This is a genomic window from Streptomyces sp. Edi4, from assembly GCF_040253615.1.
Classification (GTDB): Bacteria; Actinomycetota; Actinomycetes; order Streptomycetales; family Streptomycetaceae; genus Streptomyces.
On the sequence record NZ_JBEJGY010000004.1, the window covers coordinates 1,226,909 to 1,247,825 of the forward strand.

The window sequence follows — 20,917 nt, forward strand, 5'->3', positions numbered from 1 at the left end:
ATGGCGGACAGCCCGACCACAGCGCCCTACGCGTCCACGGACCGCACCGTACCGGCCCGCTACCGGGACCGGACCTCCTACGACCGCGCCCTCGTGCACGGCATCCTCGACGAGGCGTACGTCTGCCACCTGGGGTTCGTCCGTGACGGCGCGCCCGTCGTACTGCCCACGCTCTTCGGCCGGGTCGGGGAACGGCTCTACATACACGGCTCCACCGGCTCGCGCCCGCTGCGCGCGGCGGGCCAGGCCGGCCCCGGCCTGGAGGTCTGCCTGACGGTCACGCATGTCGACGGGCTGGTACTCGCCCGGTCCGCCATGCACCACTCGATCAACTTCCGCTCGGTCGTGGTGCATGGCACCGCCCACGAGGTCACCGACCCGCAGGAACGGCTGACCGCGCTCAACGCGCTGGTGGACCACGTCGTGCCGGGGCGCTCGAGCGACACGCGCCCGCCGAACGCGAAGGAACTGGCCGCGACGGCGGTGATCAGGCTCGACCTGAACGAGGTCTCGGCCAAGGTGCGCGCCGGCGGCCCGAACGACGACGCCGAGGACCTGGGGCTGCCGTACTGGGCCGGAGTGCTGCCGTTCGCCCCGGCCTACGGCGCGCCCGTCCCGGCGGACGGCCTCGACCCCGCGGTGGCCGTGCCCGGTTACCTCACCGCGCGCTGAGTCCCCTGGTTCACCCCGGGCCCGCCCGCCCGGCGCCCCTCACAGCGCCACCGTCTCGCGGCGGTCCCTCGCCGCCTGCCTCGTCTCGGCCGCCGCCAGCCCGATCACCGCGAGGAGCAGCAGCGCGGTGCCCGCCGCCGTGGCCGCGGTGACGTGTTCGCCGAGCACCGACACGGCGATCACGGCCGCGCTGACCGGCTCCAGGAGCATGATCACCGAGACGGTCGCGGAACGGACGACGGCGGCTCCCGCGAAGTAGAGGGCGTACGCGAGCGCGGTCGGCACGGCGGCCACGTACACAAGCAGGACGACGACGCGCACCGGCTCCCCGGTGTGCGGCAGCAGGCCCTCCCCGGCCGCGAACGGCAGCAGGCAGAGCGCGGACACGGCGAAGGCCCACGCCGTGGTCGCCGTCGGGTCCCCCGCGCCGCCCTCGCGGCCGAGCCACCTGGTCAGCAGGGTGATGGCGGCGTATCCCGCGGCCGACACCAGGGCGAGGAGGACCCCGGCGGGCCTGACCGTGCCGCCGCCGTTGCCCACCCACAGCACGGCAAGCCCGGCGAGCGCCCCGGCGACGGCCGCGACGCCGGGCCCCCCGATCCGCTCGCCCAGGACGAGGCGGGCGCCGAGCGCGATGAGGACGGGGCCCGCGCCGAGCGTCACGACGGTCGCGACGGCGAGACCGGTCGCCTCGACCGCCGCGAAGTAGGCGCTCTGGAAGATCATCAGGCCGATGCCGCTGCCGAGGACACGCAGGAGCCGACGGCGTCGGGGCTCGCGCGGGGTCGCGGGTGCGGCGGATAGGGCAGCGGCGGACACGCCGGGACGTGCGGGCGCGGCGGACACGCCGGGGCGTGCGGGGCGCCGGCGCAGGGCCGTCGCGCCGAGCAGCAGGACAAGACCTCCCGCGCAGCGCCAGAAGGACAGGGCGAGCGGTCCGAGGTCGCTGGCGCCGAAGACCAGGGCCGCGGCGGCGCCCGCCGTGCCCCAGGCGAATCCGGCGAAGGCGAGGTAGAGGAGCCCGCGCCCGACGGGCAGCGGGGTGGAGGGGCCCATGGCGGGACCCGTCGACGAGTTCGACACGTACGTACTCCGACGAGGAAGACGGCTGGCTGGTCGCGGCATCAGGTGCGCGGGCAGCGACGAGCCGCTGGGCGACAGCCCCAGCAGGGTCTTCGTCAGGAGGTGCGGCCGCCCGCGTTACGCGGCGGGAGGCGGAAGTACGGTCATCGGCATGATCGCCACCCTAGGCGGCGGAGCGCCCGGCCGACAACTCCCCTTCGGCGCCGGCCGGCCCGCCGCACGCGATCGGCCCCGAGGGCGCCCTGGGGGTCGAGGACTGGGCGATGAAGGCGCCGCACAGCACCACCGCGCCACCGGCGATCTGCGGCGTGCCCAGGTGCTCGCCGAGCAGGACCCAGGCGAAGACGGTCGCGATCACCGCCTCAAGACAGGCGACGACACCGGCCACCTGCGGGGAGAGCCTGCGCACGGAGATGACGCCGGTGACGTACGCCAGCACGGTCGCGATCAGCACGATCCAGACCAGCAGCAGCGCGGCGGGAACCGGGGTGCCGTTCATGTCGGCGTCGGCGCCCAGCACGGACCACTTCATGCCCCAGGGCCGGGCGAGGACGGTCAGAAGGAGGGAGCCGACGAGCAGGCCGTAGGCGATGACGCCGATGGGGTCGGGCGCCTCCTCGTCCGCGCCGCCCTGGTCGGACAGGACGAAGTAGCCGACCTGGCAGCACGCGGCGCCGAGGGCGAGCAGCAGTCCGAGCGCGTCGAAGCTCAGCCCGGACCAGATCTCCACGACGCCCGCGAGGCCTGCGGCGGCGAGCACCACACCGACGGCGGCGGCCCGGGTCACGGGCCTGCGCTGCACGAACCGGACCCAGCCGAGGACGAGCGCGGGCGCGAGGTATTCGACGAGCAGGGCCACGCCCACGGGTATGCGGGAGAGCGAGGCGAAGTAGCAGGCCTGGACCCCGGCGACGGCCAGCAGTCCGAATCCGGCGAGCAGGGCGGGTCTGCGCAGCACCAGGGCGCGGTGGCGCCAGGCCACCGGGAGCATCACCAGTGCGGCCCCGGTCACCCGCAGCCACACCACGTGCAGCGGGTCGAGCCCCGCTTCGATGAGCGGCTTGGCCGCCACACCGGAACCACCGAATGCGAAGGCCGACCCCAGGGCGAGCCCCAGGCCGGCGCTTCTCCCCTGAGACGCGTGCATCGGCACATCATGGCAGCCCGGGTCAGGACCGTCATCCTCATGACGCCTGTCGAGACGCACCCCCGCGCGGGGTCCGGTACGAGGCTCGGACCGAGGGAGCCCGCGGTCGGTCCCGGAGCGTTCGGCGGGGTGCCTCAGGGCCGCCGGCTCGGGCCGTCCAGGCGGGTGGTGAGCCAGGCGGCCTCCACCCCCGCGTGGTCCAGGACTTCGACCGCCCGGCACCCGGGGTCCGCGGCGAGCGCCGCCAGCAGGTCGCGCCCGTCGGCCCGGTCGTCGCCCCTGGCCCCGGCGCGACGCGACGCGTGGCCGAGGGCCGCGAGCGCGCTGGGCGACCAGCCGGGCTGCGTGATGAGCGGCACCGCTCCCGAATCCTCCACCGATCCCTGCCAGCGCAGCCCATAACCAATGCTGCGCTGCACCAAGTACCCCAGCACGCGCGCGACTTGGGGCCCGCCTTCGAAGGCCGCCCGTACATCGGGATCGCTCTCCATCAGCGAGTGCAGCAGATGCGCGGTGTCCAGCTGCCGGTCACCGTCGCGCAGCGCACGCCTGCGGGCACCCGCGACCGCTGAGGCGAGCTCCGCGGTGAGCCGGCCTTCGATGTCTGCGGGGGAAGCTGCCTGGTGGGGCGCTGGGGGAATCGGGCTGTGCACTCCTCCACCTCATCAGGCGCCGGGGCGCGGAACATCCCCGTGGGGGAGCATTCGCGCCTCCGACAGAAGGTGGGCACGGATGACCGGGTTCTCCTCCTTACGGAGGAGATCTCGTAAATCTCCCCCTCAGGGGCAACCCACGGCCGCCGTGTGCGGGACCGGCCGGGGCGCAGCGCCCCCGACGCAACCGCGCCACCGCCGAATCTCGTCCTTCCCGCATGACACAGCCGTCCCCACCACCGCCGAGGGAGCGCCGATGTGCTGGATGGTCGCCCTCCTTGCCGAGGACGGGATGCAGTACGTGTACCGGGTGTACGCGCCGCGTGAGGCGCTGCCGGGTGATCTGTTCTGGGCCGCCTTCCACTGCCACGACGAGTCGGCGCGGCCGCGCGCCTGCGACCTGTTCGACTCCGCCGAGATCTGGGCGCTGGAGACCTCGCGGATCTGACCTCACCGATCTGACGGTTCATCAGTATTGAATGTTCACCCCCCTGCCGCTACGTTCCGCGACACGTTCCCCGTCCTATGAAGTCCTATGAAGTCCTGTGAAGTCCTGTGAAGTCCTGTGAAGCCCTATGAAGGAGTGGTCGCATGGCCCAGGTCAGCGCGGAGGCACGTATCGACGCTCCGGCCGAGAAGGTGTGGGCGCAGCTCACGGACTTCTCCTCGTACGGAGAGTGGAACGCCACGCACACCAGCTTCCCCACCGGCGGCCCCGAACGGCTGGAGCTCGGCGCGACCTACATGGAGAACATGAAGCTGATGGGCTTTCCCGCCGAGGTGGCGTGGACGGTGGACGCGTTCGAGCCGGGCCGGGTGTTCGGCGTCCAGGGCAAGGGCCCGATGGGCGTGAACGTCACCAACCGGTACTCCGTCGTCCCGGACGGCGCGGCCACCACGGTGCGCATCGACGGCGAGTTCACCGGCGCGGCGGTCTCGCTCATGGCGGGCAAGCTGAAGGACTCGGCGACCGCCGCGCTCACCGAGTCGCTGCGTAGGCTCGCGGGGCTGTGCGCCTGAGCACCCCGCGCCCCGCGCGCCCGGACAGGCGAGAGCCCCGCTCGCGCCCGAACAGGCCGAAGCCCCGCAGCCGTTGGCGGCGGGGCTTCGTCGTGACGGAGGTTCAGTCCTCGTCGGCCAGGATCAGGTAGAGCCTCTTGCGGGCGTCGTTGATGACGGCGAGCGCCTTCTCGCGCTGACCGGCCGAGCCCGTCTTCCAGACTTGACCGAACGCCTCCATCAGACCGAAGCCGGCCTGCCGGATCTCGTGCATGGCCTCCCAGTCGACTCCGCGCCCGGCGTCCTCCCAGGGTGCGTCCGCCCCCGATTCGGCCTCGGTCCGCCCGGTGTCGGTGAGCGTGAACAGCTTCTTGCCGCCCTCGCTCCGGCTGGTGATCAGGCCCTCGTCCTCCAGGAGCTGGAGCGTGGGGTAGACCGAGCCCGGGCTGGGCTTCCAGGCCCCGCCGCTGCGCTCGCCGATCTCCTGGATCATCTCGTAGCCGTGCATCGGCCGGTCCTTGAGGAGAGCCAGGATCGACGCGCGGACGTCGCCGCGCCGCGCCCTGCCCCGGGGCCCGCCCCGGCCGCCACGGCCGGGCCCGAACGGCCCGCCACCCCACGGCCCCCCGCCGAAGCCGGGACCGAAGGGCCCGAAGGCGGCGCGCCGGCCCTCGAAGTCACCCCGACCGCGATGGCCGGGCCCTTGCTGTCCGTGTCCATGTGAACGCATGGTTCGTTCCTTCCATCGTTGAACTGTCGCGATGCCTCAACGATATATCGGCGACATTCGTTGAGCAACCCCCTTCACCGGCGGCCCGTGTCCCGTCTCAGCGAAGTTTGACTGTTAGGCTTCGGAGCGCGATGCCTGCGGGGGTGGGGGGCTTCGTGGGGTCGCTCGGCTGGTTGGAGAGGTGGAGGACCTTGCGGGTCGTCATTGACGGGGCACTCGTCGAAAGCCCGGCGGACCTGCACCAGGTTCTTGCTGGGCCTCTGGACTTCGGTCCGTACTACGGGCGCAACCTGGACGCCCTTTGGGACCGGCTGAGCAGGGACGTCGAGCGCCCGGTCGAGATCGTCTGGGAGAACGCCGAAGTCAGCCGTGGCCGGATGGGCGATGAAGCGTTCGAGGCGATCGCATCCGTCCTGGTCCGAGCTGCCGAGGAAGACGAGCCGAACGCGCCGGACGAGAGGCTGACCGTGCGTTTCACCTGATACGGAGTCCAGCGGCGAACGGTCGAACTTCGATGAGACGGGTCAAACTCCGGTGAGACGGGACAGCCCGTTGCCCCCTCTCTGCCGACCTGGTCTCCGTCTCAAGTGACCTGGCCCGACGTACTTGCCGACTCAGATGTCCCGGTTCGCCTGATTGTTCAAGGGCTGTGCATGATGCTTCTCGTTTCTGGACGACGAGGCTGCGCGATGTGTTCCCCGCTTCCTACGGCCCGTTCGGCGGGCCGGGCAAGGCGGTCGAGCGCACACGCGATGGCCGGCCCGTGAGGCGAGGATGACGGGGATTCATCGAGATCCGGGAACTCTGGTCGGGGCATGGCGCGGATTGTCGGCTGTAAACGATCTGTCGCGCAGAGTGTCCGACCGGTGGGATGGGTGACGCGCCTTTCGGGCGCGTCATTGTCCGGTCATCGTTGGAGGCTGCATGTCCGCCGAGCATGTCGAGGTTTCGCAAGCAGCGCGTCTGGAGCGGTTGCGCGCGCAACTGAGGGGCGGACCCTCGGCCCGGGCCGGCGGGCGTACAGCGCCGCCGCGGGGGTCGAACCTGCTGTACGGGGTCATGCTGCGCGCGGCTGCCCGCCTGGACGCGGGCCTGGAGCCGACGGAGCTCGAGGAGGGCATGCTGGCGTTCCTGCGCACGGGGCTGTCCGAAGAGGAGATCCGCGAGTTCGGCCGCGTGTACGGGCAGGAGCACACCGCCCGCGCCACGGCGTCGGTGTTCCCGGCCACGCTCACCGAGCGGAAGGTCGAAGACGGATACGAGTTCGCGGACCTGGTCGAGGATGTCCCCGCGCTCCGCGAAGAGTTCGGGACGCAGCCGAACCTGAATGTAGTGGACCTCGATCGTCCGCGGGATGGGACTGTGTCCGACGGCCCCGAGTTCGTGGCGGCGCTGGGCGAGTACGGGTACGGCGTCACCTTCGTGACCGCCTCCGACCACCGTGAGCCGGCACCGGCGACAGGCGAAGGCGGGCCGGAGACGGCGGGCGCCCTGGACAGCGTGCTGCTGGAACTGAAGCACTTCAAGTGCTATCGCGAGTCCTCCGAGTGGAGCGGCAGCGACGAGATCTACTTCTCGACGGCCTCCTCCTCCGACACCGGGGTCAGGCACAAGAACGTCACCCGCGCCTACGGCGACGTCGACAAGGACGAGATCCACAACATCGACGGCGGCACGTACCTGTTCAGCGGGACCGCCGACGCGTTCATGACCGCCACCGTCGTGTGCTGGGAGCGGGACCAGAGCCCGCCGGAGTGGTTCGACGAAATGCACAAGACCTTGAACAAGGTCTCCGAACTCCTCCTGCTCATGGCGCAGAAGCTCAAAGATTTGGGCGGACACTTCCCTGTCCCGGATTACCACGACCTGATCGATTACGTCGAGATCGCCAACATGCTCGTCCTGGCGTGGATGGGCTTCATGAACATCTTCGCCAACCCGGACGACTACGTCGCCGAGCGGACCATGGTCTTCGACCGCGCCGCCCTCAAGGCTTGGGCCACGCCCAACGATTCCTCCGCCATCGTGAGCTGGGACTTCAACGGCAAAAAGGGTGAGGGCCACTACTTGCTCGTCGCCAAGGGCACCAGCGTCCTGAGCACCCGCCCCCACACGATCACTCTGCCCAGCCTTCCCGGGACACCCGGCAAGCCCGAAGGGCCCGCTTGGTCCGCGACCGTTCCACTCCCCAGCGGTGCGATGAGCCGCGCACCCGCCCTGACCTCCAATCCCACCCTCACCGGGATCGACTGCGTGGTTCAGTCCTTCGGCGACGGCCCCGGCGACCTGTGGCACGCCCGCTTTGACGGGACCACATGGGGCCCGTTCACCCGGGGACCGGCAGGCAAGACACAGCATCGGCCCGCCCTGGCCTGGTTCAACAACGTCCTGTACTGCGCCTTCACTCAGGACGACTTCACGTTGTATCTGAGCAAGCTCCAGGGCACGACCTGGACCGCGCCCGAGGTCGTCTCGTTCGGCGGGGTCGCCGCTGGGACAGTCCGTGGGGCACCCGCCCTGGTCAACCGCGGCCCGAATCTGTGCTGCGCCGTCACGACCATCAGTGACCAGGTGCGGTTCGGGGTGTTCGACGGCACCAGGTGGAGCGACAGGCAGCGTGTCTCCGGCCCGGGTGCCGCCCCCGACCCCGCGCTGATGACAGGGCAGGGCGGCAACCCTCTGTGCGTCTGGCGCAGCAAGAGCAACCAGATCTGGGCGTCCCAGTACGACGGTTCAGCCTTCTGGAGCGACCCGGTGCAACTGCCCGGCACCGCTGTGTCCGGCCCGGCCCTTGGTGTCAACTTCGGCCGGCCGATCTGCGTGGTACGCGCAAAGGCCGATTCCGAGCAGCTGTACTGGTCCATGCGCGACGACAAGGGCGACGGGAGCTGGAGCCCCTTCACCGAGGTCCCCAACGTCAGCAGCGCCGACAGCCCCGCCCTGGCCAACCTCCACGGCATCCCGGGCGACACCGCGGCCCCCTACGGACGCACGGTCCTCCTCTTCCGCCACTGACCAGGGGGGCGTGCCGCCCGGTCTCGACGGAGGGCCTCGCCGGTCGTTACCGGCGAGGCCTCTCCACAACGCGTGGGCTCGCCACTGCCTCTCCTCAGCCAGACCAGATCATCCGAGATAACGCTCGCCCTTGTCACTCGGGGACCAGTTCACCTCAGCTTTCCGGCAGTTGAACGTCTCAACCGATCTGGTCACCGCTGATCACAGCCGATCCGTGGGGCCAGATCATGCGCGACGGGACACCCGTGACCTGTCTCAGCAAAGTTCGACCGTTCTCACTGAACTTTGACCGCTGGCCGTTTCGTCTCGTCGGAGTTCGACCGACGCCGGCGGAATGCCTTCTGCCTGCAACGTTGCGAGCACGTCCTGCGTAGGTGCTGGCTGCGTCCTGGCGGCAGCGGTCCTCTGCGGACTTCGCAGGGTCGTGATGGCGGTGCGATGCCGGCCGGGCCGGGCTTGCGTGGCGGTGAGGGCCGCTCTGGAGGCGGAGGAACACGGGCGGTAGCGCTGTCCGGGCTAGGATTTGCCGCGTGGCAGCGGGGCAAACCCCAAGGGTTTCGCCCCGCCTGAGTACGCGTCACCGGCCCGCACCAACGGTCGCAGACCGCGCAGGTTGAGCTGCCCCGGCCGGGGCAGCGCGGTCTCCCGTGCGCGCCAGGAGCGGAAGGCTGTGTCCAGCCTGAAAAAACGGGGCGTGCGTCCGTGTGGATGGCGCATTGGGAAGAACCCGGGGCGTTGGCGTGCTGGGCCGGCCGTCCCCGGGATACTTGCCGGTCGCTACCTGATCGGTCCGATGCGGACGCCAGAACGCACCGAAGGCGAGCAGGTCACATCCATGACCTCCCGGCAAGGAACAACCCGGCAGGCCACGACTTCCGCCGGGTCACCGGCTCTGTTCTCGTCCAGTGGAAACGCAGCGATTACGCCCGGAAGGACGACAGCTTCTGAGAGTCCGGTGCGCTCCAGATGATCGCGGGGCGACAACTGGCATGCGGCCCTACGCCAGAGGTCCGCGCCCCCATGGCACCTGCCGCGGGAACGCGGACCTCCGCATGGTGGGACTTATCGGGTCAAGTTCCCCCCCTGCGCTTACCGATCAGTGAAGCCTTTGATGATCAGCGCCACGAGGGCTCGATGTTGGAGATCTGTTCCAGCAAGTCCCAGCGCTCCGCCTTCTCACTTGGCGAGTCCCAGGGGGCTCCCAGGCCAAGCCAGTATCCTCGGAATTCCCGCACGCCTTGGAGAGTGGCGTCCTGAATTCCTGACTGCCCTCCGCAGCATGCGCAGATGAGGCCGGTCGGCCACCCTCCGCCATCGCGGTAGAGATCTCCGTCCGAGTAGCCGCAGACCCGGCAGACCGTCTCGCTCTTGTCTACTTCTTCCGCGTTCAAGACAGATTCTCCCTTCCCGTTGTCCCTGGCCAAAGCTCGCTTCCCTGCCCCCCTGAGGTGTTCCTCAAGGTTATCTTCTTGGAATCCTCTGGGATTCTCGGGTGACTTCTTCGTCGGGCGGTACAGCGTGTTGGGGTTGCCATCCTTGTCGTAGGCGGTGAGTGTATTCGATTTCTTCTTGTACACCACCCCGCCTGAGTTCGGGAACTCTGCTTTGTGGGCCCCCCAATGCTTCATGGCCGTTTCTACGATGTCTTGTTCCCGGCGGCCTTCCAGAGGGCAACGCTTCCGGTCCCGGCCCAGTCGGCCTTCATGAACGCTTCGACACCGCGGTAAAGGTTCTTGCCCTACTTGGTTCCGGTGGCGCCCCACCCGAGGCCAGGCACTGCGGCAGCAGCTGAGAGGGAGGCGTTCAGGGTGCCGCCCTCAAGGCCGTACCAACCGGTGTTGGCCAGGTCGGCGACCTCACCGGCTCCCGGGACCATTCCGGCGAGTGCGTGGGTCGTCTTCGCCTGGGCCACGGCGTCCGTGGCCTTGTCCATGGCGGTCTGGGCCGCCTTGGCGTGCTTGCCGGACTCCTTGGCGGCGGGTGCCGGCCTCGCCCGCGTGGACGGCTGCCTCGTCGGCGGCCGTGGCCGCGGCCTCCGCGTGCTTGGCCGCGGAGTCGGCCGCGTTGCGGGACTCACGTGCGGCGGCCGCGGACTCGCGTGGCGGCTCTGTTGGCCGCGCGGGTCGCTTCCTTGGCATGGAGGCGTGCGGACGCGGCGGCGGCCCGGGTCTCGGCGGAACTGGCGCCGGCCTGGTCGGCGAAGGCGCCGGCCTCTTCAGCGGCGGATGCGGCGGCGTCGGCGTTGCCGCCCGCGCCGGCGGCGGCCGTGGCGGCTTCACCCGCCTTGTCGGCGGCGATGGCCGCCTCGCCGGACGCCCTGGATGCCGCGTTGGCACCCTTGGCCGCGGCGCGGGCCTGGTCGGCGGCCTTGCGCGCGTCCGATGCCTTGATGGCGTCCTTCGCCGCGGCCGCGGCGGCGTTCCCGGCGCGCGCGGCTGCCTCGGCCGCGCCCGCTGCCGCCGCGGCAGCCTGGTTGGCGGCGTTGGAGGCGTTGGAGGCGTTGGAGGCGACCTTCGCCGCGTTGTTGGCGGCGCGGGCGGGGATCGGGCGGCTGTGTGAGTCAGCCGTCCGTAAAGTCCAGACCTCCGGCCGTCCAGTCGCTCACGCCGCGAAGGACCTGGGCGCCCACGCAGTGGCGCCTGCTCGGATCGGGCACCCGTAGCCCGCCCGGCGACAGCGCGACGGACAGCTCATCGAGCACGTCCGTCGCATCCATGACGCCTCCGGCGAGACCCATGGAACCCGGTGCATCCACCACTGGCCGCGGCGCGAGGGCATCAGATCCGGCCGTGGTTCAGGCCGCCATACATCGCTCCGTGCCGCAGGACAATGGCCCGTCCGGGCGCAGGCTGGAGGGAGCGGAGCGGGAGCGGACGCCCCCGGGGAGCGCGGAAGGGGGTGCGACGCCATGTCCCGGTTCATGGACGTCCACCACAAAATGACGGGCATCACGGCCGACCAGCTGGCGCGGGCACACCGGGTCGACCTGGCCACCGAGAACGAGGAAGGCGTCCACTTCGAGAAGGCGTGGGCGGATCCGGCGTCGGGCACGGTGTACTGCCTGTCTCAGGCACCGTCGGCCGACGCGGTGCGGCGCGTCCACGAACGCGCGGGCCACCCGGCGGACGAAGTCCACCCGATCCCCCTGATGGTCTGACACCCCGGCCCTGGGAGGCCCGGACGCCGCCCGTTGCCGCGCCCGCCGCTCCACCCGCGCGGCGCGCCACCGCGAGCCGCCGGGCGGGCCCGCCCGGGCAAAAGGTCCCTCGCGACCGGGCCAGTCATCGCGCATTGGCCTTGGCCCGGGCCGGTCCCGGCCCCGTACGGTGCGGCCATGCGTATCCGAATCGTCGACGCCTTCACCGCCCGGCCCTTCGCCGGAAACCCCGCAGGGGTCCTCCTCCTGGACGCCTTTCCGTCGGACAGCTGGCTCCAGGACGTGGCCCGCGAGGTCAACCACGCCGAGACCGCCTTCGCCCACCCCCTGCCGCCCGGCGGCGACGCGGACTGGGCACTGCGCTGGTTCACCCCGGCCACCGAGGTCGACATGTGCGGACACGCCACTTTGGCCACCGCACACGTCCTGCGCTCCACCGAGGCCCTGACGACAACCGTCCGTTTCGCGGCACGCTGCGGCATCCTCACGGCCACCGCCGCCGACGACGGCGCGATCACGCTCGACTTCCCCACCTCCCCGCTGACAGAGGAGCCGGTTCCCGACGGCCTCGCCGAGGCGCTGGGCGCCGCGGTCGTCTCGGTCCACGACACGTCCCCCGACATCGGCGACCTCGTGGTCGAGCTGCCCGACGAGGGGGCCGTACGCGCCCTCGCGCCCGACCCGCGCGCCCTGGGCCGGCACTCCGCGCGAGGCATCATCGCCACGGCCGCCGCCGAAGATCCCGCCGCCGGCTACGACTTCGTCTCGCGCTGCTTCTTCCCCAACGTGGGCATCGACGAGGACCCCGTGACAGGCAGCGCCCACACCGCGCTCGCCCCGTTCTGGTCGACGCGCCTGGGCCGTACCTCGCTGACCGGCCTTCAGGCGTCGCCGCGCTCGGGCCTCGTCCGCACCGAGGTGCGCGGTGCCCGCACCCTGCTGACCGGGCACGCGGTCACCGTCCTTGACGGCGAACTCCTGACGGCACCATAAGGTCGCGCCACAACGGCGTAAGGGGCGTACGCAATAGCCGTACGCCCCTTACCGTTGCCCCGCCCCCTCACATCGTGGGCAGCCAGCTCACCTTGCCCGCGAGCAGCGCGTACCCGACGAAGGCCCCGATGTCGAGCAGCGCGTGCGCCACCACGAGCGGACCCACCCGCCGCCAGCGCCGGTAGAGCAGGACGAACACCACGCCCATCACCATGTTGCCGAGGAGGCCGCCGACCCCCTGATAGAGGTGGTACGAGCCGCGCAGCACGGCACTCGCGGCGAGCGCGGCGGACGGCGACCACCCCAACTGGCCGAGTCTGCGCAGCAGATACCCGACCACGATCACTTCTTCGAGTACGGAATTCTGGAGCGCCGACAGAATCAGTACGGGGTACTTCCACCACACATCGGGCAGCGACTCGGGCACGACGGTCAGATTGCCGCCGGCCGCCCGCGCCACCAGGTAGAAGGCGAGTCCCGCGCTGCCGATCCCGGCGGCGATGAGCACGCCACGGCCGAGGTCCGGCCACGGCCGGGTCCGGTCGAAGCCCAGCACCCGCAGCCCGCCGGCCCGCTCCCGCACCAGGAGATGCGCCACGAGCGCGACCGGCACGAGCGCCGTCGTGATGCCGAAGAGCTGCCAGGCGAGATCGAGCCAGGGGCGCCCGGGTGCGTAGGAGGTGTTGAGGTGTGCCGCCTGGTGCGCGAGACCGCCAGGTTTGGTCAGCGAGCCGACAAAGCTGATCAGGGCCGACACCCCACTCGCGCCGAGCGAGAGCGCCAGGACGAGAACGGTCTCGGACCGCAGGATTTTCGGTGAACACCCCTCCTCGGGAAGGGAATCAGCCACCCGCTCGGCCTCCACCTGCACACCTGCCTCCAGTTGATGAATCCCGGTCCATCCCCACCGCCGCCCCGCTAGGGTCTCGAAGGACAAGCTGAAGATCGCGCGCGACAGGCCGGGGACGGTCGCCATCGCGATGGCGACCGTCCCCTGTTCCTTGTTCACCATTCAAGGAGGGGCACCACCGCCATGGGACGTCACAGCTTGCCCGACGACGCCACGGGGGCGAGCGGCGGGGCCGCCCGGGTGGCCACGCCGGCGCGCACGGTCGCGCTCGCCCTCGCTCTCGTGCTGGCCGTCGCGGCGGGCACGGCCGTCGCCGTCGAGCGCGGGCTGCTGTCCTTGCGCCGCTCCTGCGAGGCGACCGCCGTGCGGCTCGATCTGGTCGCGTCGCCCGATGTGGCGCCCGCCGTCCGGGCCGTCGCCGACCGGGCCCGCAGGGAGAGGATCACCTCGGACGGCTCCTGCATGGACGTACGGGTGAGCGCCCGCGACTCCTTCGAGGTCGCCGCTTCGTTCGCCTCCCCCGCCAGACCCGACTTCTCGGTGTGGATCCCCGACGCCTCGCTCTGGGTGGACCGGGCCAAGGACGCCTCGGCGAACGTGCTCACCGCCGGACACATCGCCACCTCACCGGTCGCCCTCGCGGCGGTGCCCGCTGCCGCGGTCTCGCTCGGCTGGCCGGCGAAGACCTACGGCTGGGCCGAGCTGGCCACGGCCACCGCACGGGACGCCGCGCCGCGCCTCGGCATGGCCGACCCCACGCGCAGCGCCTCCGGGCTGCTCGCCCTGAGCTGCGTCGGCAAGTCGGCGGCGAGCGCGGGCCGAGGCGGCGGCGCCCGGGCGGCCGCCCTCGCCGGACTGCTCTCGCGACGGGTCTTCACGGGTGACGCCCAGGCCGTGCGGGCCCTCGGCAAGGGCGGCTCCGGGGACACCCGGGCGCTGGTTCTCTCCGAGCAGGCGGCGTTCGCGTACAACGTCGCGCACGGCGGGGACCGGGCGCTGCGCCTCTTCTATCCGACGGACGGCGCGCCGCAGCTGGACTATCCCTACGCCATGGTCCGCGAGACCCGGATGAGCACCGACGAGAGCCGGGCCGCGATGCGTTTCATGACGCTCCTCGGCGATCCCGAGTCCACGCGCGTCCTGGCCGCACAGGGCTTCCGTACGCCCGGCGCGCCGCTGGACGGTCCGCTCGCGGCCGCGGCCAAAGCGAACTCCCCGCAGCCGTACGCGAGCGCGAGCGCGCAGCCGCCGTCGGCCCAGGACCTCCAGGACGCGCTCGGCCTGTGGGCGAGCACCGTGCGCGGCGCCCGCCCGTCGACGGTGGCGGACACCCCGGGTCCGATGGCCACGCGGGCGCCGGGCGCGGGCGACCGCACCCGGCGTGCCCCTCTCCGGCGCCCGGTGGAAGGTCAGCCTCGCCGCGCCTGAGGGCCCTGAAGGTCCGGACAGCCCGTCGGCCAGGTGTGCACCGGCTCGCCCGCGAGCATCAGTTCGCGGTAGCGGCGGGTGGTGGCGGCGAGGGCCGCCTCCCTGCCGAGCCCCGCCGCCAGCGCCTCGTGGTAGGTGTCGACCTGCCAGGACGCGCCGTTGACGCGCCGCCTGCACCGTTCCTCGATGATGCCGAGGTAGTGGTCGCGGTCCGCCGGCGCCACGCCCCACGCGTCGAGCCCGGCGGCGGCGAGCGGCAGCAGTTCCTCGCGTACGAGCTTGATCGCGGGCACCCGGGTGACACCGCCGCCCCGCCTCGGCGCCGGCCACAGCAGCTCGGCGTCGATGCCGTAACGGCAGGCGGCGTCGAAGTTCGAGGCCGCCGACGCGAAGGGAAGCCGGGTCCACACGGGCCGGCTGTCCTCCGCGAGCGCCCGCACCAGACCGTAGTAGAACGCCGCGTTGGCAAGGACATCGCTGACGGTGGGCCCGGCCGGCAGCACGCGGTTCTCCACCCTGAGGTGTGGCACGCCGTCGGCGATCCCGTACACCGGCCGGTTCCAGCGGTAGATCGTGCCGTTGTGCAGCACCAGCTCCTTCAGCTGCGGCACCCCGCCGTCGGCGATGACGCGCAGCGGTTCCTCCTCGTCGCAGATGGGCAGCAGCGGCGGGAAGAACCGCAGGTTCTCCTCGAAGAGTTCGTACGCGGAATTCACCCAGCGCTCCCCGAACCAGGTGCGCGGGCGCACGCCCTGAGCGCGCAGTTCGGCCGGCCTGGTGTCGGTGGCCTGCTCGAACAGCGGCGGCCGGGACTCCCGCCACAGCTCGCGCCCGAACAGGAAGGGCGCGTTGGCGCCGACCGCGATCTGCACGGCCGTGACCGCCTGCGCCGCGTTCCACACCGCGGCGAACCGCGCCGGCGTCACCTGCAGATGCAACTGCACGGAGGTGCAAGCGGCTTCGGGGGTGATCGAGGCGGAGGTGCAGACGAGCCGTTCCACGCCTTGGATGTCGAGGGTGAAATCCTCTCCGCGCGCGGCCACTATCTGATCGTTGAGCAGGGCGTAGCGGTCGACGTCGGAAAGGTTCGCCGATACCAGGTCGTCCTGGTCCAGGGTCGGCAGAATTCCGATCATGATGATGCCTGCGTCGACCTCGGCGGCCTTGCGGTCGGCATACCCGAGCCCGGTGCGCAGCTCCTCCGCGAGCTGATCGAATACGCGGCCACCGAGCCGGTGCGGAGCTATGTTCACTTCCAGATTGAACATTCCGAGCTCGGTCTGGAAATCCCGGCTCGCGATGCGCTCGAGCACTTCGGCATTCATCATGCGCGGCATACCGTCGGGACCCGCGAGATTCAGTTCGATCTCCAGCCCCATCAGGTTCCTGGGGCGGTCGAACCGCTTCTGGTCCAGCAGCAACCCCAGTCCCTCGAGGCACTGCCGCAGCTTCTCCCGGTAGCGGTGCCGATCGGACAGGTCGAATCCGCCTGCCACGACCTTCTCCCCCATCTAAGGGTCCCTCCTCGAATGGGCGGCCGACAGCACCGGCCGCGCGCGTCACGGTCGATAATGCCCAGGGGGACTGATCCATAACGCCTGCGCGCCGAGCGCCGGGAGAGTAGTGTCGGATGCCACAGCCTGCGGCACATTCATCAGGCATACGGCAACGTGCAGTTACCGCCTTCTTGGCCCTGGTGAAAAACACCGACGAGTTTCGGCCGACCCCCGGCGGGGCACCTTTCCAGGTTGGAGAACCGGGGAGGGCATTTCCCCGGGTTAATCCACCACCCAGAAGGACCGGGAACCGACTTGCCGGCAATATCGCCGACAGCTAGCCGAAACACTGTGTGAACACGTGTCGTATAAACTCTGCAAACGAGGCAGAGAGGCGGCGCTCCGGCCCCCCGTTCGCCGGCCCCCCCTCTGACCCCGCACCGCACACACCGCCGTCCGCACCGCCCACGCATCACCGTGTCTCCGAAGTGAGAGGCGACCCACCATGCCGCTGCATGTCCCCCCGGCCCCCGCGCCCGCCCTGCGCAGCGTCCTCGCGGCACTCGGTTCCCCCACCGCCGTCCGCGAGGCCCGTACCCCGGCCCTTCGCTCCGCCCCCGGTCCGCTCACCCCCGAACTGCCCCTCCCCCTCCACGTGCTGGACGGGATCACCTCGGGCGGCCGGACGGCGCGCAGCCGCCTCGCCGGATGGCGCTTCCTGATCAGCGACCGCGACCATCCCGTCGCCGCCGCCGACACCCGCCTCACGCCGGACGGCTGGACGTTCTCGCACTTCTTCGAAGGCCCCTACATCGCCTCGACCCAGCGCGCCCTGCGCCAGGCCGAACTCCTCGCCACGCCCTTCCAGCCCAGACTCCTCTCGGTGCCCGAGCTGTACATGCTCACCCTGTGGCTGCACGGCGACACCGGCGCCGACGGTGCCTCGGGAGCGCCCGCGCCGCACGATCTTCTGGTGCCGCTCGCGCCCGCCCCGCCCGGCATCTGCTCCCACCGCCCGCGGCGCGTCAGCGAACTCCTGCCGGTCCTGACCCTGCGCCTGGCCCCCGCTCCCCTGCTCGGGCAGCCCGCCTGACGCCCGTTTGACCGCGCGCGAAAAAATGTGCCCCGCGACCGGTGTGGTCGCGGGGCTTCGTGTGTCTATGCTGCGTACGCGCTCCTGCGCCATACGGGCTAGTCCCGTCGGGTCAGGCCGAACCACCCGAAAAGACAGGCCAGTTGAGCTGAACCGTCCGCACGGGTGATACGTCCTTGAGCATAAGTAAGCGCTGCCGCGAAATCCCTGCGGATTGACTCCCGTGGGGCAACACTGGGATCGGACCTACCGACTTACTACCGGGGGGCGGCCATGAACAACGCACCGAGCCGCAGCACACTCACCACGACGCAGCGAAAGAACGCATCCATGTGCCAGCACAAGCCAGCCTGTCCCACAGCCTTCTCCGCCGACCGGGAAGCCGCGCAGCCCGTGGCACACCACCCGGAACAGGGCTGGAGCCTGCTGTGCAACGGCGTCCTGCTCTTCGAGGACACCGGTGAGCTGTTGCCGGACGGGCAGATCATCGCCCCGCACCGGCCGCTGACGGCGGAGCAGGTGGCCACGGCGGCTTAGCGCGCCGCGCACCAGCAGTACCCGTACCGACCGGTCGCGCCGCGGCCCCGTCCGGTACGGACACCCAAGGGCCGGCCCGGGGAGAACGCCCCGAACCGGCCCTTACGCATGGGTGCGATCAGTGGTCGTACTCGTCGAGCGGCGGGCAGGAGCAGACCAGGTTGCGGTCGCCGAAGGCGCCGTCGATACGGCGCACCGGCGGCCAGTACTTGTCGGCGGCCGACACCCCGGCGGGGAAGACGGCCTCCTCGCGGCTGTAGGAGTGGTTCCACTCACCGCCGAGCGCGGCCGCGGTGTGCGGTGCGTTGGCCAGCGGGTTGTCATCGGCGGGCCAGACGCCGGAGGCGACCTTCTCGATCTCGCCCCGGATCGCGATCATCGTGTCGCAGAACCGGTCGATCTCGCCCAGGTCCTCGGACTCGGTGGGCTCGATCATGAGCGTGCCGGCCACCGGGAACGACATGGTCGGCGCGTGGAAGCCGTAGTCGATCAGGCGCTTGGCGATGTCGTCGACGCTGACCCCGGTCGCCTTGGACAGCGGCCGCAGGTCCACGATGCACTCATGCGCGACGAGACCGGCCGGACCCGTGTAGAGCACCGGGTAGTGCGGCTCCAGGCGCTTGGCGATGTAGTTCGCGGCGAGCACGGCGACCTGGGTCGCCCGCTTGAGCCCTTCGCCACCCATGAGACGGACGTACGCCCACGAGATCGGCAGGATGCCGGCCGAACCCCAGGGGGCAGCCGAGATCGGGCCGACGCCGGTGGCCGGTCCTGCCGCCGGCTGGAGCGGGTGGTTGGGCAGGTAGGGCGCGAGGTGGGCGCGCACGCCGACCGGGCCGACGCCGGGGCCGCCGCCGCCGTGCGGGATGCAGAACGTCTTGTGCAGGTTGAGGTGTGAGACGTCGCCGCCGAACTTGCCCGGCTTGGCGAGGCCCACCAGCGCGTTGAGGTTCGCGCCGTCCACATACACCTGGCCGCCGGCCTCGTGGACCTGGGCACAGATGTCGGCGACGTGCTCCTCGAACACGCCGTGCGTGGACGGGTAGGTGATCATCAGCACCGACAACTCGTCGCGGTACTGCTCGATCTTGGCGCGCAGGTCGGCGGCGTCGACCTCGCCGTCGTCGGCGGTCTTGACGACGACGACCTTCATGCCGGCCATCACGGCGCTCGCGGCGTTGGTGCCGTGGGCGGAGGAGGGGATGAGGCAGACGGTGCGCTGGGTGTCGCCGTTGGCGCGGTGGTAGGCGCGCACCGCGAGCAGGCCGGCGAGCTCGCCCTGGGAGCCGGCGTTGGGCTGGATGGACACCGCGTCGTACCCGGTGACCTCGGCCAGGCGCTCCTCGAGCTCGCGGATGAGCGTGAGGTAGCCGGCGGCCTGCTCGACCGGCGCGAAGGGGTGGATCTGCCCGAACTCGGGCCAGGTCACCGGCTCCATCTCGGTCGTCGCGTTCAGCTTCATGGTGCAGGAGCCGAGCGGGATCATGCCGCGGTCGAGCGCGTAGTCGCGGTCGGCGAGCCTGCGCAGGTACCGCAGCATCGCGGTCTCGGAGCGGTGCTGGTGGAAGACCGGGTGGGTCAGGAACTCATCGGTGCGCAGCAAGGCGTCCGGCAGGGTGTCCGCGGCCGTGGCGTCCAGCGCGTCCACATCGGCGCCGGTCCCGAACGCGCCCCAGACGGCGGCCAGTTGGGCCCGCGTGGTGGTCTCGTCACAGGAGAGGGAGACGGTGTCCGCGTCGACCTGGTGGAGGTTGACCCCGCCTTCGCGGGCGGCGGCGACGGCCTTGGCGGCCCGGCCGGGCACGCGCACGGTGAGGGTGTCGAAGTAGGCCTCGTGGACGACGTCGACGCCGGCGGCCCGCAGGCCCTCGGCCAGCAGCACGGCGTAGCGGTGGGTGCGCCGGGCGATCTGGCGCAGACCGTCCGGGCCGTGGTAGACGGCGTACATCCCCGCCATGACGGCGAGCAGCACCTGCGCGGTGCAGATGTTGCTGGTCGCCTTCTCGCGGCGGATGTGCTGCTCGCGGGTCTGCAAGGCAAGGCGGTAGGCCTTGTTGCCGTCGGCGTCGACGGAGACGCCGACGAGACGGCCGGGCAGGCTGCGGGCGAACTTCTCCTGGACCGCCATGAATCCGGCGTGCGGGCCGCCGAAGCCCATCGGAACGCCGAAGCGCTGGGTGGCGCCGACGGCGATGTCCGCGCCGAGGGAGCCGGGCGAGGCGAGCAGGGTGAGCGCGAGCAGGTCGGCGGCGACGGTGACGATCGCGCCCAGCTCGTGGGCGGCGTCGATGACCGGCTTGAGGTCGCGGACCTGGCCGGAGGCGCCGGGGTACTGGAGCAGCACACCGAAGACACCGCGCTCGGCGATCTCGGCGGGGATGCCCTCGCTCAGGTCCGCGACGACGACCTCGACCCCGGTGGGCTCCGCGCGCGTCTGGATCACGGCGATCGTCTGCGGCAGGGTGTCGGCGTCGATGAGGAAGACACCGCCCTTGACCTTGCCGACGCGCCGCGACAGGGCGAGGGCTTCGGCCGCCGCGGTGCCCTCGTCGAGCAGCGAGGCGCCGGAGGTCGGCAGGCCGGTCAGCTCGGCGACCATGGTCTGGAAGTTGAGCAGCGCCTCGAGGCGGCCCTGCGAGATCTCCGGCTGGTAGGGCGTGTACGCCGTGTACCAGGCGGGGTTCTCCATCACATTGCGCAGGATGACCGGCGGCGTGAAGGTGCCGTAGTAGCCGAGGCCGATCATGGGCGCGAGCACCTGGTTGCGATCGGCGAGCCGGCGCAGCTCGGCGAGCACTTCGGCCTCGGTCCGCGCCTCGGGCAGGCCCAGCGCCTCCGCGCTCTTGATGACGTCGGGGACGGCGGCGGCGGTCAGCTCGTCGAGCGAGCCGTATCCGACCTGCGCGAGCATCTTGGCCTGGGCCTCGGCGTCGGGCCCGATGTGGCGCTGCTCGAACGGAATGCCACGTTCCAGCTGGCTGAGCGGAATGCGGTTGGCGGTCATTACGGAGGCCTCCTGGTCGCACGACCTGCGAGGGGTACCACGGCGCGGGTACCCGGACGG

General features: G+C 71.1%; 20 protein-coding genes. 10 read left to right on the plus strand and 10 right to left on the minus strand.

Annotated elements, in window-relative coordinates; all coding sequences use genetic code 11:
- The gene (locus tag ABR738_RS07575; RefSeq protein WP_350229210.1) at positions 1-672 is read left to right on the plus strand and encodes a pyridoxamine 5'-phosphate oxidase family protein; all 672 of its coding nucleotides are present in this window, start codon (positions 1-3) and stop codon (positions 670-672) included.
- Between the two features lie 39 nt (positions 673-711).
- Here the strand turns inward: ABR738_RS07575 and ABR738_RS07580 are convergent, their stop codons facing one another.
- From ABR738_RS07580 to ABR738_RS07590, 3 genes are all read right to left on the minus strand, one after another.
- Positions 712-1,728 carry a DMT family transporter gene (locus ABR738_RS07580; protein WP_350234469.1) on the minus strand — a complete coding sequence of 339 codons (1,017 nt, stop codon included), beginning with the start codon at positions 1,726-1,728 and terminating at the stop codon, positions 712-714.
- A gap of 190 nt (positions 1,729-1,918) precedes the next feature.
- On the minus strand, positions 1,919-2,902 hold the full coding sequence (locus tag ABR738_RS07585) for an EamA family transporter (RefSeq protein WP_350229211.1): 984 nt from the start codon (positions 2,900-2,902) through the stop codon (positions 1,919-1,921).
- Positions 2,903-3,036: 134 nt separating this feature from the next.
- Positions 3,037-3,555 (minus strand): peptidase, encoded by a 519-nt coding sequence (locus ABR738_RS07590; protein WP_502964048.1) that lies wholly within the window; start codon positions 3,553-3,555, stop codon positions 3,037-3,039.
- 256 nt (positions 3,556-3,811) lie between these two features.
- On the opposite strand from ABR738_RS07590, the gene ABR738_RS07595 reads away from it, so the two are divergent.
- Positions 3,812-4,003 carry a hypothetical protein gene (locus ABR738_RS07595; RefSeq protein ID WP_350229212.1) on the plus strand — a complete coding sequence of 64 codons (192 nt, stop codon included), beginning with the start codon at positions 3,812-3,814 and terminating at the stop codon, positions 4,001-4,003.
- 143 nt (positions 4,004-4,146) lie between these two features.
- Positions 4,147-4,575, plus strand: a complete 429-nt coding sequence (locus ABR738_RS07600) for a type II toxin-antitoxin system Rv0910 family toxin (RefSeq protein ID WP_350229213.1) — start codon at positions 4,147-4,149, stop codon at positions 4,573-4,575.
- Between the two features lie 103 nt (positions 4,576-4,678).
- Here ABR738_RS07600 and ABR738_RS07605 read toward each other — a convergent pair whose 3' ends face one another.
- Positions 4,679-5,284 carry a PadR family transcriptional regulator gene (locus ABR738_RS07605; RefSeq protein ID WP_350229214.1) on the minus strand — a complete coding sequence of 202 codons (606 nt, stop codon included), beginning with the start codon at positions 5,282-5,284 and terminating at the stop codon, positions 4,679-4,681.
- Positions 5,285-5,475: 191 nt separating this feature from the next.
- Here ABR738_RS07605 and ABR738_RS07610 point away from each other — a divergent pair, with 191 nt between their 5' ends.
- Entirely contained in the window at positions 5,476-5,766 is a 291-nt protein-coding gene (locus ABR738_RS07610; RefSeq protein WP_350229215.1) for a barstar family protein, read from the plus strand.
- Positions 5,767-6,208: 442 nt separating this feature from the next.
- Positions 6,209-8,299, plus strand: a complete 2,091-nt coding sequence (locus ABR738_RS07615) for a hypothetical protein (RefSeq protein ID WP_350229216.1) — start codon at positions 6,209-6,211, stop codon at positions 8,297-8,299.
- Between the two features lie 1,115 nt (positions 8,300-9,414).
- On the opposite strand, the gene ABR738_RS07620 is transcribed toward ABR738_RS07615, so the two are convergent.
- The 3 genes from ABR738_RS07620 to ABR738_RS07630 all read right to left on the minus strand — a co-directional run bounded on the left by ABR738_RS07620 (position 9,415) and on the right by ABR738_RS07630 (position 11,015).
- A complete protein-coding gene (locus tag ABR738_RS07620; protein ID WP_350229217.1) occupies positions 9,415-9,879 on the minus strand; it encodes a hypothetical protein in 465 nt (154 codons plus the stop codon).
- A gap of 158 nt (positions 9,880-10,037) precedes the next feature.
- Complete coding sequence (locus ABR738_RS07625) at positions 10,038-10,232, minus strand: hypothetical protein (protein ID WP_350229218.1); 195 nt, start codon at positions 10,230-10,232, stop codon at positions 10,038-10,040.
- Between the two features lie 627 nt (positions 10,233-10,859).
- Entirely contained in the window at positions 10,860-11,015 is a 156-nt protein-coding gene (locus ABR738_RS07630) for a hypothetical protein (RefSeq protein ID WP_350229219.1), read from the minus strand.
- A gap of 192 nt (positions 11,016-11,207) precedes the next feature.
- On the opposite strand from ABR738_RS07630, the gene ABR738_RS07635 reads away from it, so the two are divergent.
- The gene (locus ABR738_RS07635) at positions 11,208-11,456 is read left to right on the plus strand and encodes an SCO4226 family nickel-binding protein (protein ID WP_350229220.1); all 249 of its coding nucleotides are present in this window, start codon (positions 11,208-11,210) and stop codon (positions 11,454-11,456) included.
- Positions 11,457-11,633: 177 nt separating this feature from the next.
- Positions 11,634-12,449: a PhzF family phenazine biosynthesis protein gene (locus ABR738_RS07640; RefSeq protein ID WP_350229221.1), complete on the plus strand. Its 816-nt coding sequence runs from the start codon at positions 11,634-11,636 to the stop codon at positions 12,447-12,449.
- A 67-nt stretch (positions 12,450-12,516) separates the two neighbouring features.
- Here the strand turns inward: ABR738_RS07640 and ABR738_RS07645 are convergent, their stop codons facing one another.
- Complete coding sequence (locus ABR738_RS07645) at positions 12,517-13,299, minus strand: CPBP family intramembrane glutamic endopeptidase (RefSeq protein WP_350234471.1); 783 nt, start codon at positions 13,297-13,299, stop codon at positions 12,517-12,519.
- 183 nt (positions 13,300-13,482) lie between these two features.
- On the opposite strand from ABR738_RS07645, the gene ABR738_RS07650 reads away from it, so the two are divergent.
- Positions 13,483-14,727, plus strand: coding sequence for a substrate-binding domain-containing protein (locus ABR738_RS07650; RefSeq protein WP_350229222.1), 1,245 nt, complete (start codon positions 13,483-13,485; stop codon positions 14,725-14,727).
- Here ABR738_RS07650 and ABR738_RS07655 read toward each other — a convergent pair.
- Entirely contained in the window at positions 14,709-16,238 is a 1,530-nt protein-coding gene (locus ABR738_RS07655; RefSeq protein WP_350229223.1) for a glutamate-cysteine ligase family protein, read from the minus strand. The genes ABR738_RS07650 and ABR738_RS07655 overlap by 19 nt on opposite strands.
- 490 nt (positions 16,239-16,728) lie before the next feature.
- Here ABR738_RS07655 and ABR738_RS07660 point away from each other — a divergent pair, with 490 nt between their 5' ends.
- Positions 16,729-17,316 carry a hypothetical protein gene (locus ABR738_RS07660; protein ID WP_350229224.1) on the plus strand — a complete coding sequence of 196 codons (588 nt, stop codon included), beginning with the start codon at positions 16,729-16,731 and terminating at the stop codon, positions 17,314-17,316.
- A gap of 330 nt (positions 17,317-17,646) precedes the next feature.
- A complete protein-coding gene (locus ABR738_RS07665) occupies positions 17,647-17,853 on the plus strand; it encodes a DUF5999 family protein (RefSeq protein ID WP_275901355.1) in 207 nt (68 codons plus the stop codon).
- Between the two features lie 118 nt (positions 17,854-17,971).
- Here the strand turns inward: ABR738_RS07665 and gcvP are convergent, their stop codons facing one another.
- A complete protein-coding gene (gene gcvP, locus ABR738_RS07670; protein ID WP_350229225.1) occupies positions 17,972-20,857 on the minus strand; it encodes an aminomethyl-transferring glycine dehydrogenase in 2,886 nt (961 codons plus the stop codon).
- Positions 20,858-20,917 lie beyond the last annotated feature (60 nt).

Excerpts from the sequence above, each read along its gene's own strand:
- ABR738_RS07600 (WP_350229213.1), top strand. The coding sequence starts at position 4,147 with ATGGCCCAGGTCAGCGCGGAGGCACGTATCGACGCTCCGGCCGAGAAG.
- ABR738_RS07605 (WP_350229214.1), bottom strand. The coding sequence starts at position 5,284 with ATGCGTTCACATGGACACGGACAGCAAGGGCCCGGCCATCGCGGTCGG.
- ABR738_RS07665 (WP_275901355.1), top strand. The coding sequence starts at position 17,647 with ATGTGCCAGCACAAGCCAGCCTGTCCCACAGCCTTCTCCGCCGACCGG.
- ABR738_RS07580 (WP_350234469.1), bottom strand. The coding sequence starts at position 1,728 with ATGGGCCCCTCCACCCCGCTGCCCGTCGGGCGCGGGCTCCTCTACCTC.
- ABR738_RS07630 (WP_350229219.1), bottom strand. The coding sequence starts at position 11,015 with ATGGATGCGACGGACGTGCTCGATGAGCTGTCCGTCGCGCTGTCGCCG.
- ABR738_RS07660 (WP_350229224.1), top strand. The coding sequence starts at position 16,729 with ATGCCGCTGCATGTCCCCCCGGCCCCCGCGCCCGCCCTGCGCAGCGTC.
- ABR738_RS07635 (WP_350229220.1), top strand. The coding sequence starts at position 11,208 with ATGTCCCGGTTCATGGACGTCCACCACAAAATGACGGGCATCACGGCC.
- ABR738_RS07655 (WP_350229223.1), bottom strand. The coding sequence starts at position 16,238 with ATGGGGGAGAAGGTCGTGGCAGGCGGATTCGACCTGTCCGATCGGCAC.
- ABR738_RS07585 (WP_350229211.1), bottom strand. The coding sequence starts at position 2,902 with ATGCACGCGTCTCAGGGGAGAAGCGCCGGCCTGGGGCTCGCCCTGGGG.
- ABR738_RS07615 (WP_350229216.1), top strand. The coding sequence starts at position 6,209 with ATGTCCGCCGAGCATGTCGAGGTTTCGCAAGCAGCGCGTCTGGAGCGG.
- ABR738_RS07640 (WP_350229221.1), top strand. The coding sequence starts at position 11,634 with ATGCGTATCCGAATCGTCGACGCCTTCACCGCCCGGCCCTTCGCCGGA.
- ABR738_RS07595 (WP_350229212.1), top strand. The coding sequence starts at position 3,812 with ATGTGCTGGATGGTCGCCCTCCTTGCCGAGGACGGGATGCAGTACGTG.
- ABR738_RS07650 (WP_350229222.1), top strand. The coding sequence starts at position 13,483 with ATGGGACGTCACAGCTTGCCCGACGACGCCACGGGGGCGAGCGGCGGG.
- ABR738_RS07625 (WP_350229218.1), bottom strand. The coding sequence starts at position 10,232 with ATGGACAAGGCCACGGACGCCGTGGCCCAGGCGAAGACGACCCACGCA.
- gcvP (WP_350229225.1), bottom strand. The coding sequence starts at position 20,857 with ATGACCGCCAACCGCATTCCGCTCAGCCAGCTGGAACGTGGCATTCCG.
- ABR738_RS07575 (WP_350229210.1), top strand. The coding sequence starts at position 1 with ATGGCGGACAGCCCGACCACAGCGCCCTACGCGTCCACGGACCGCACC.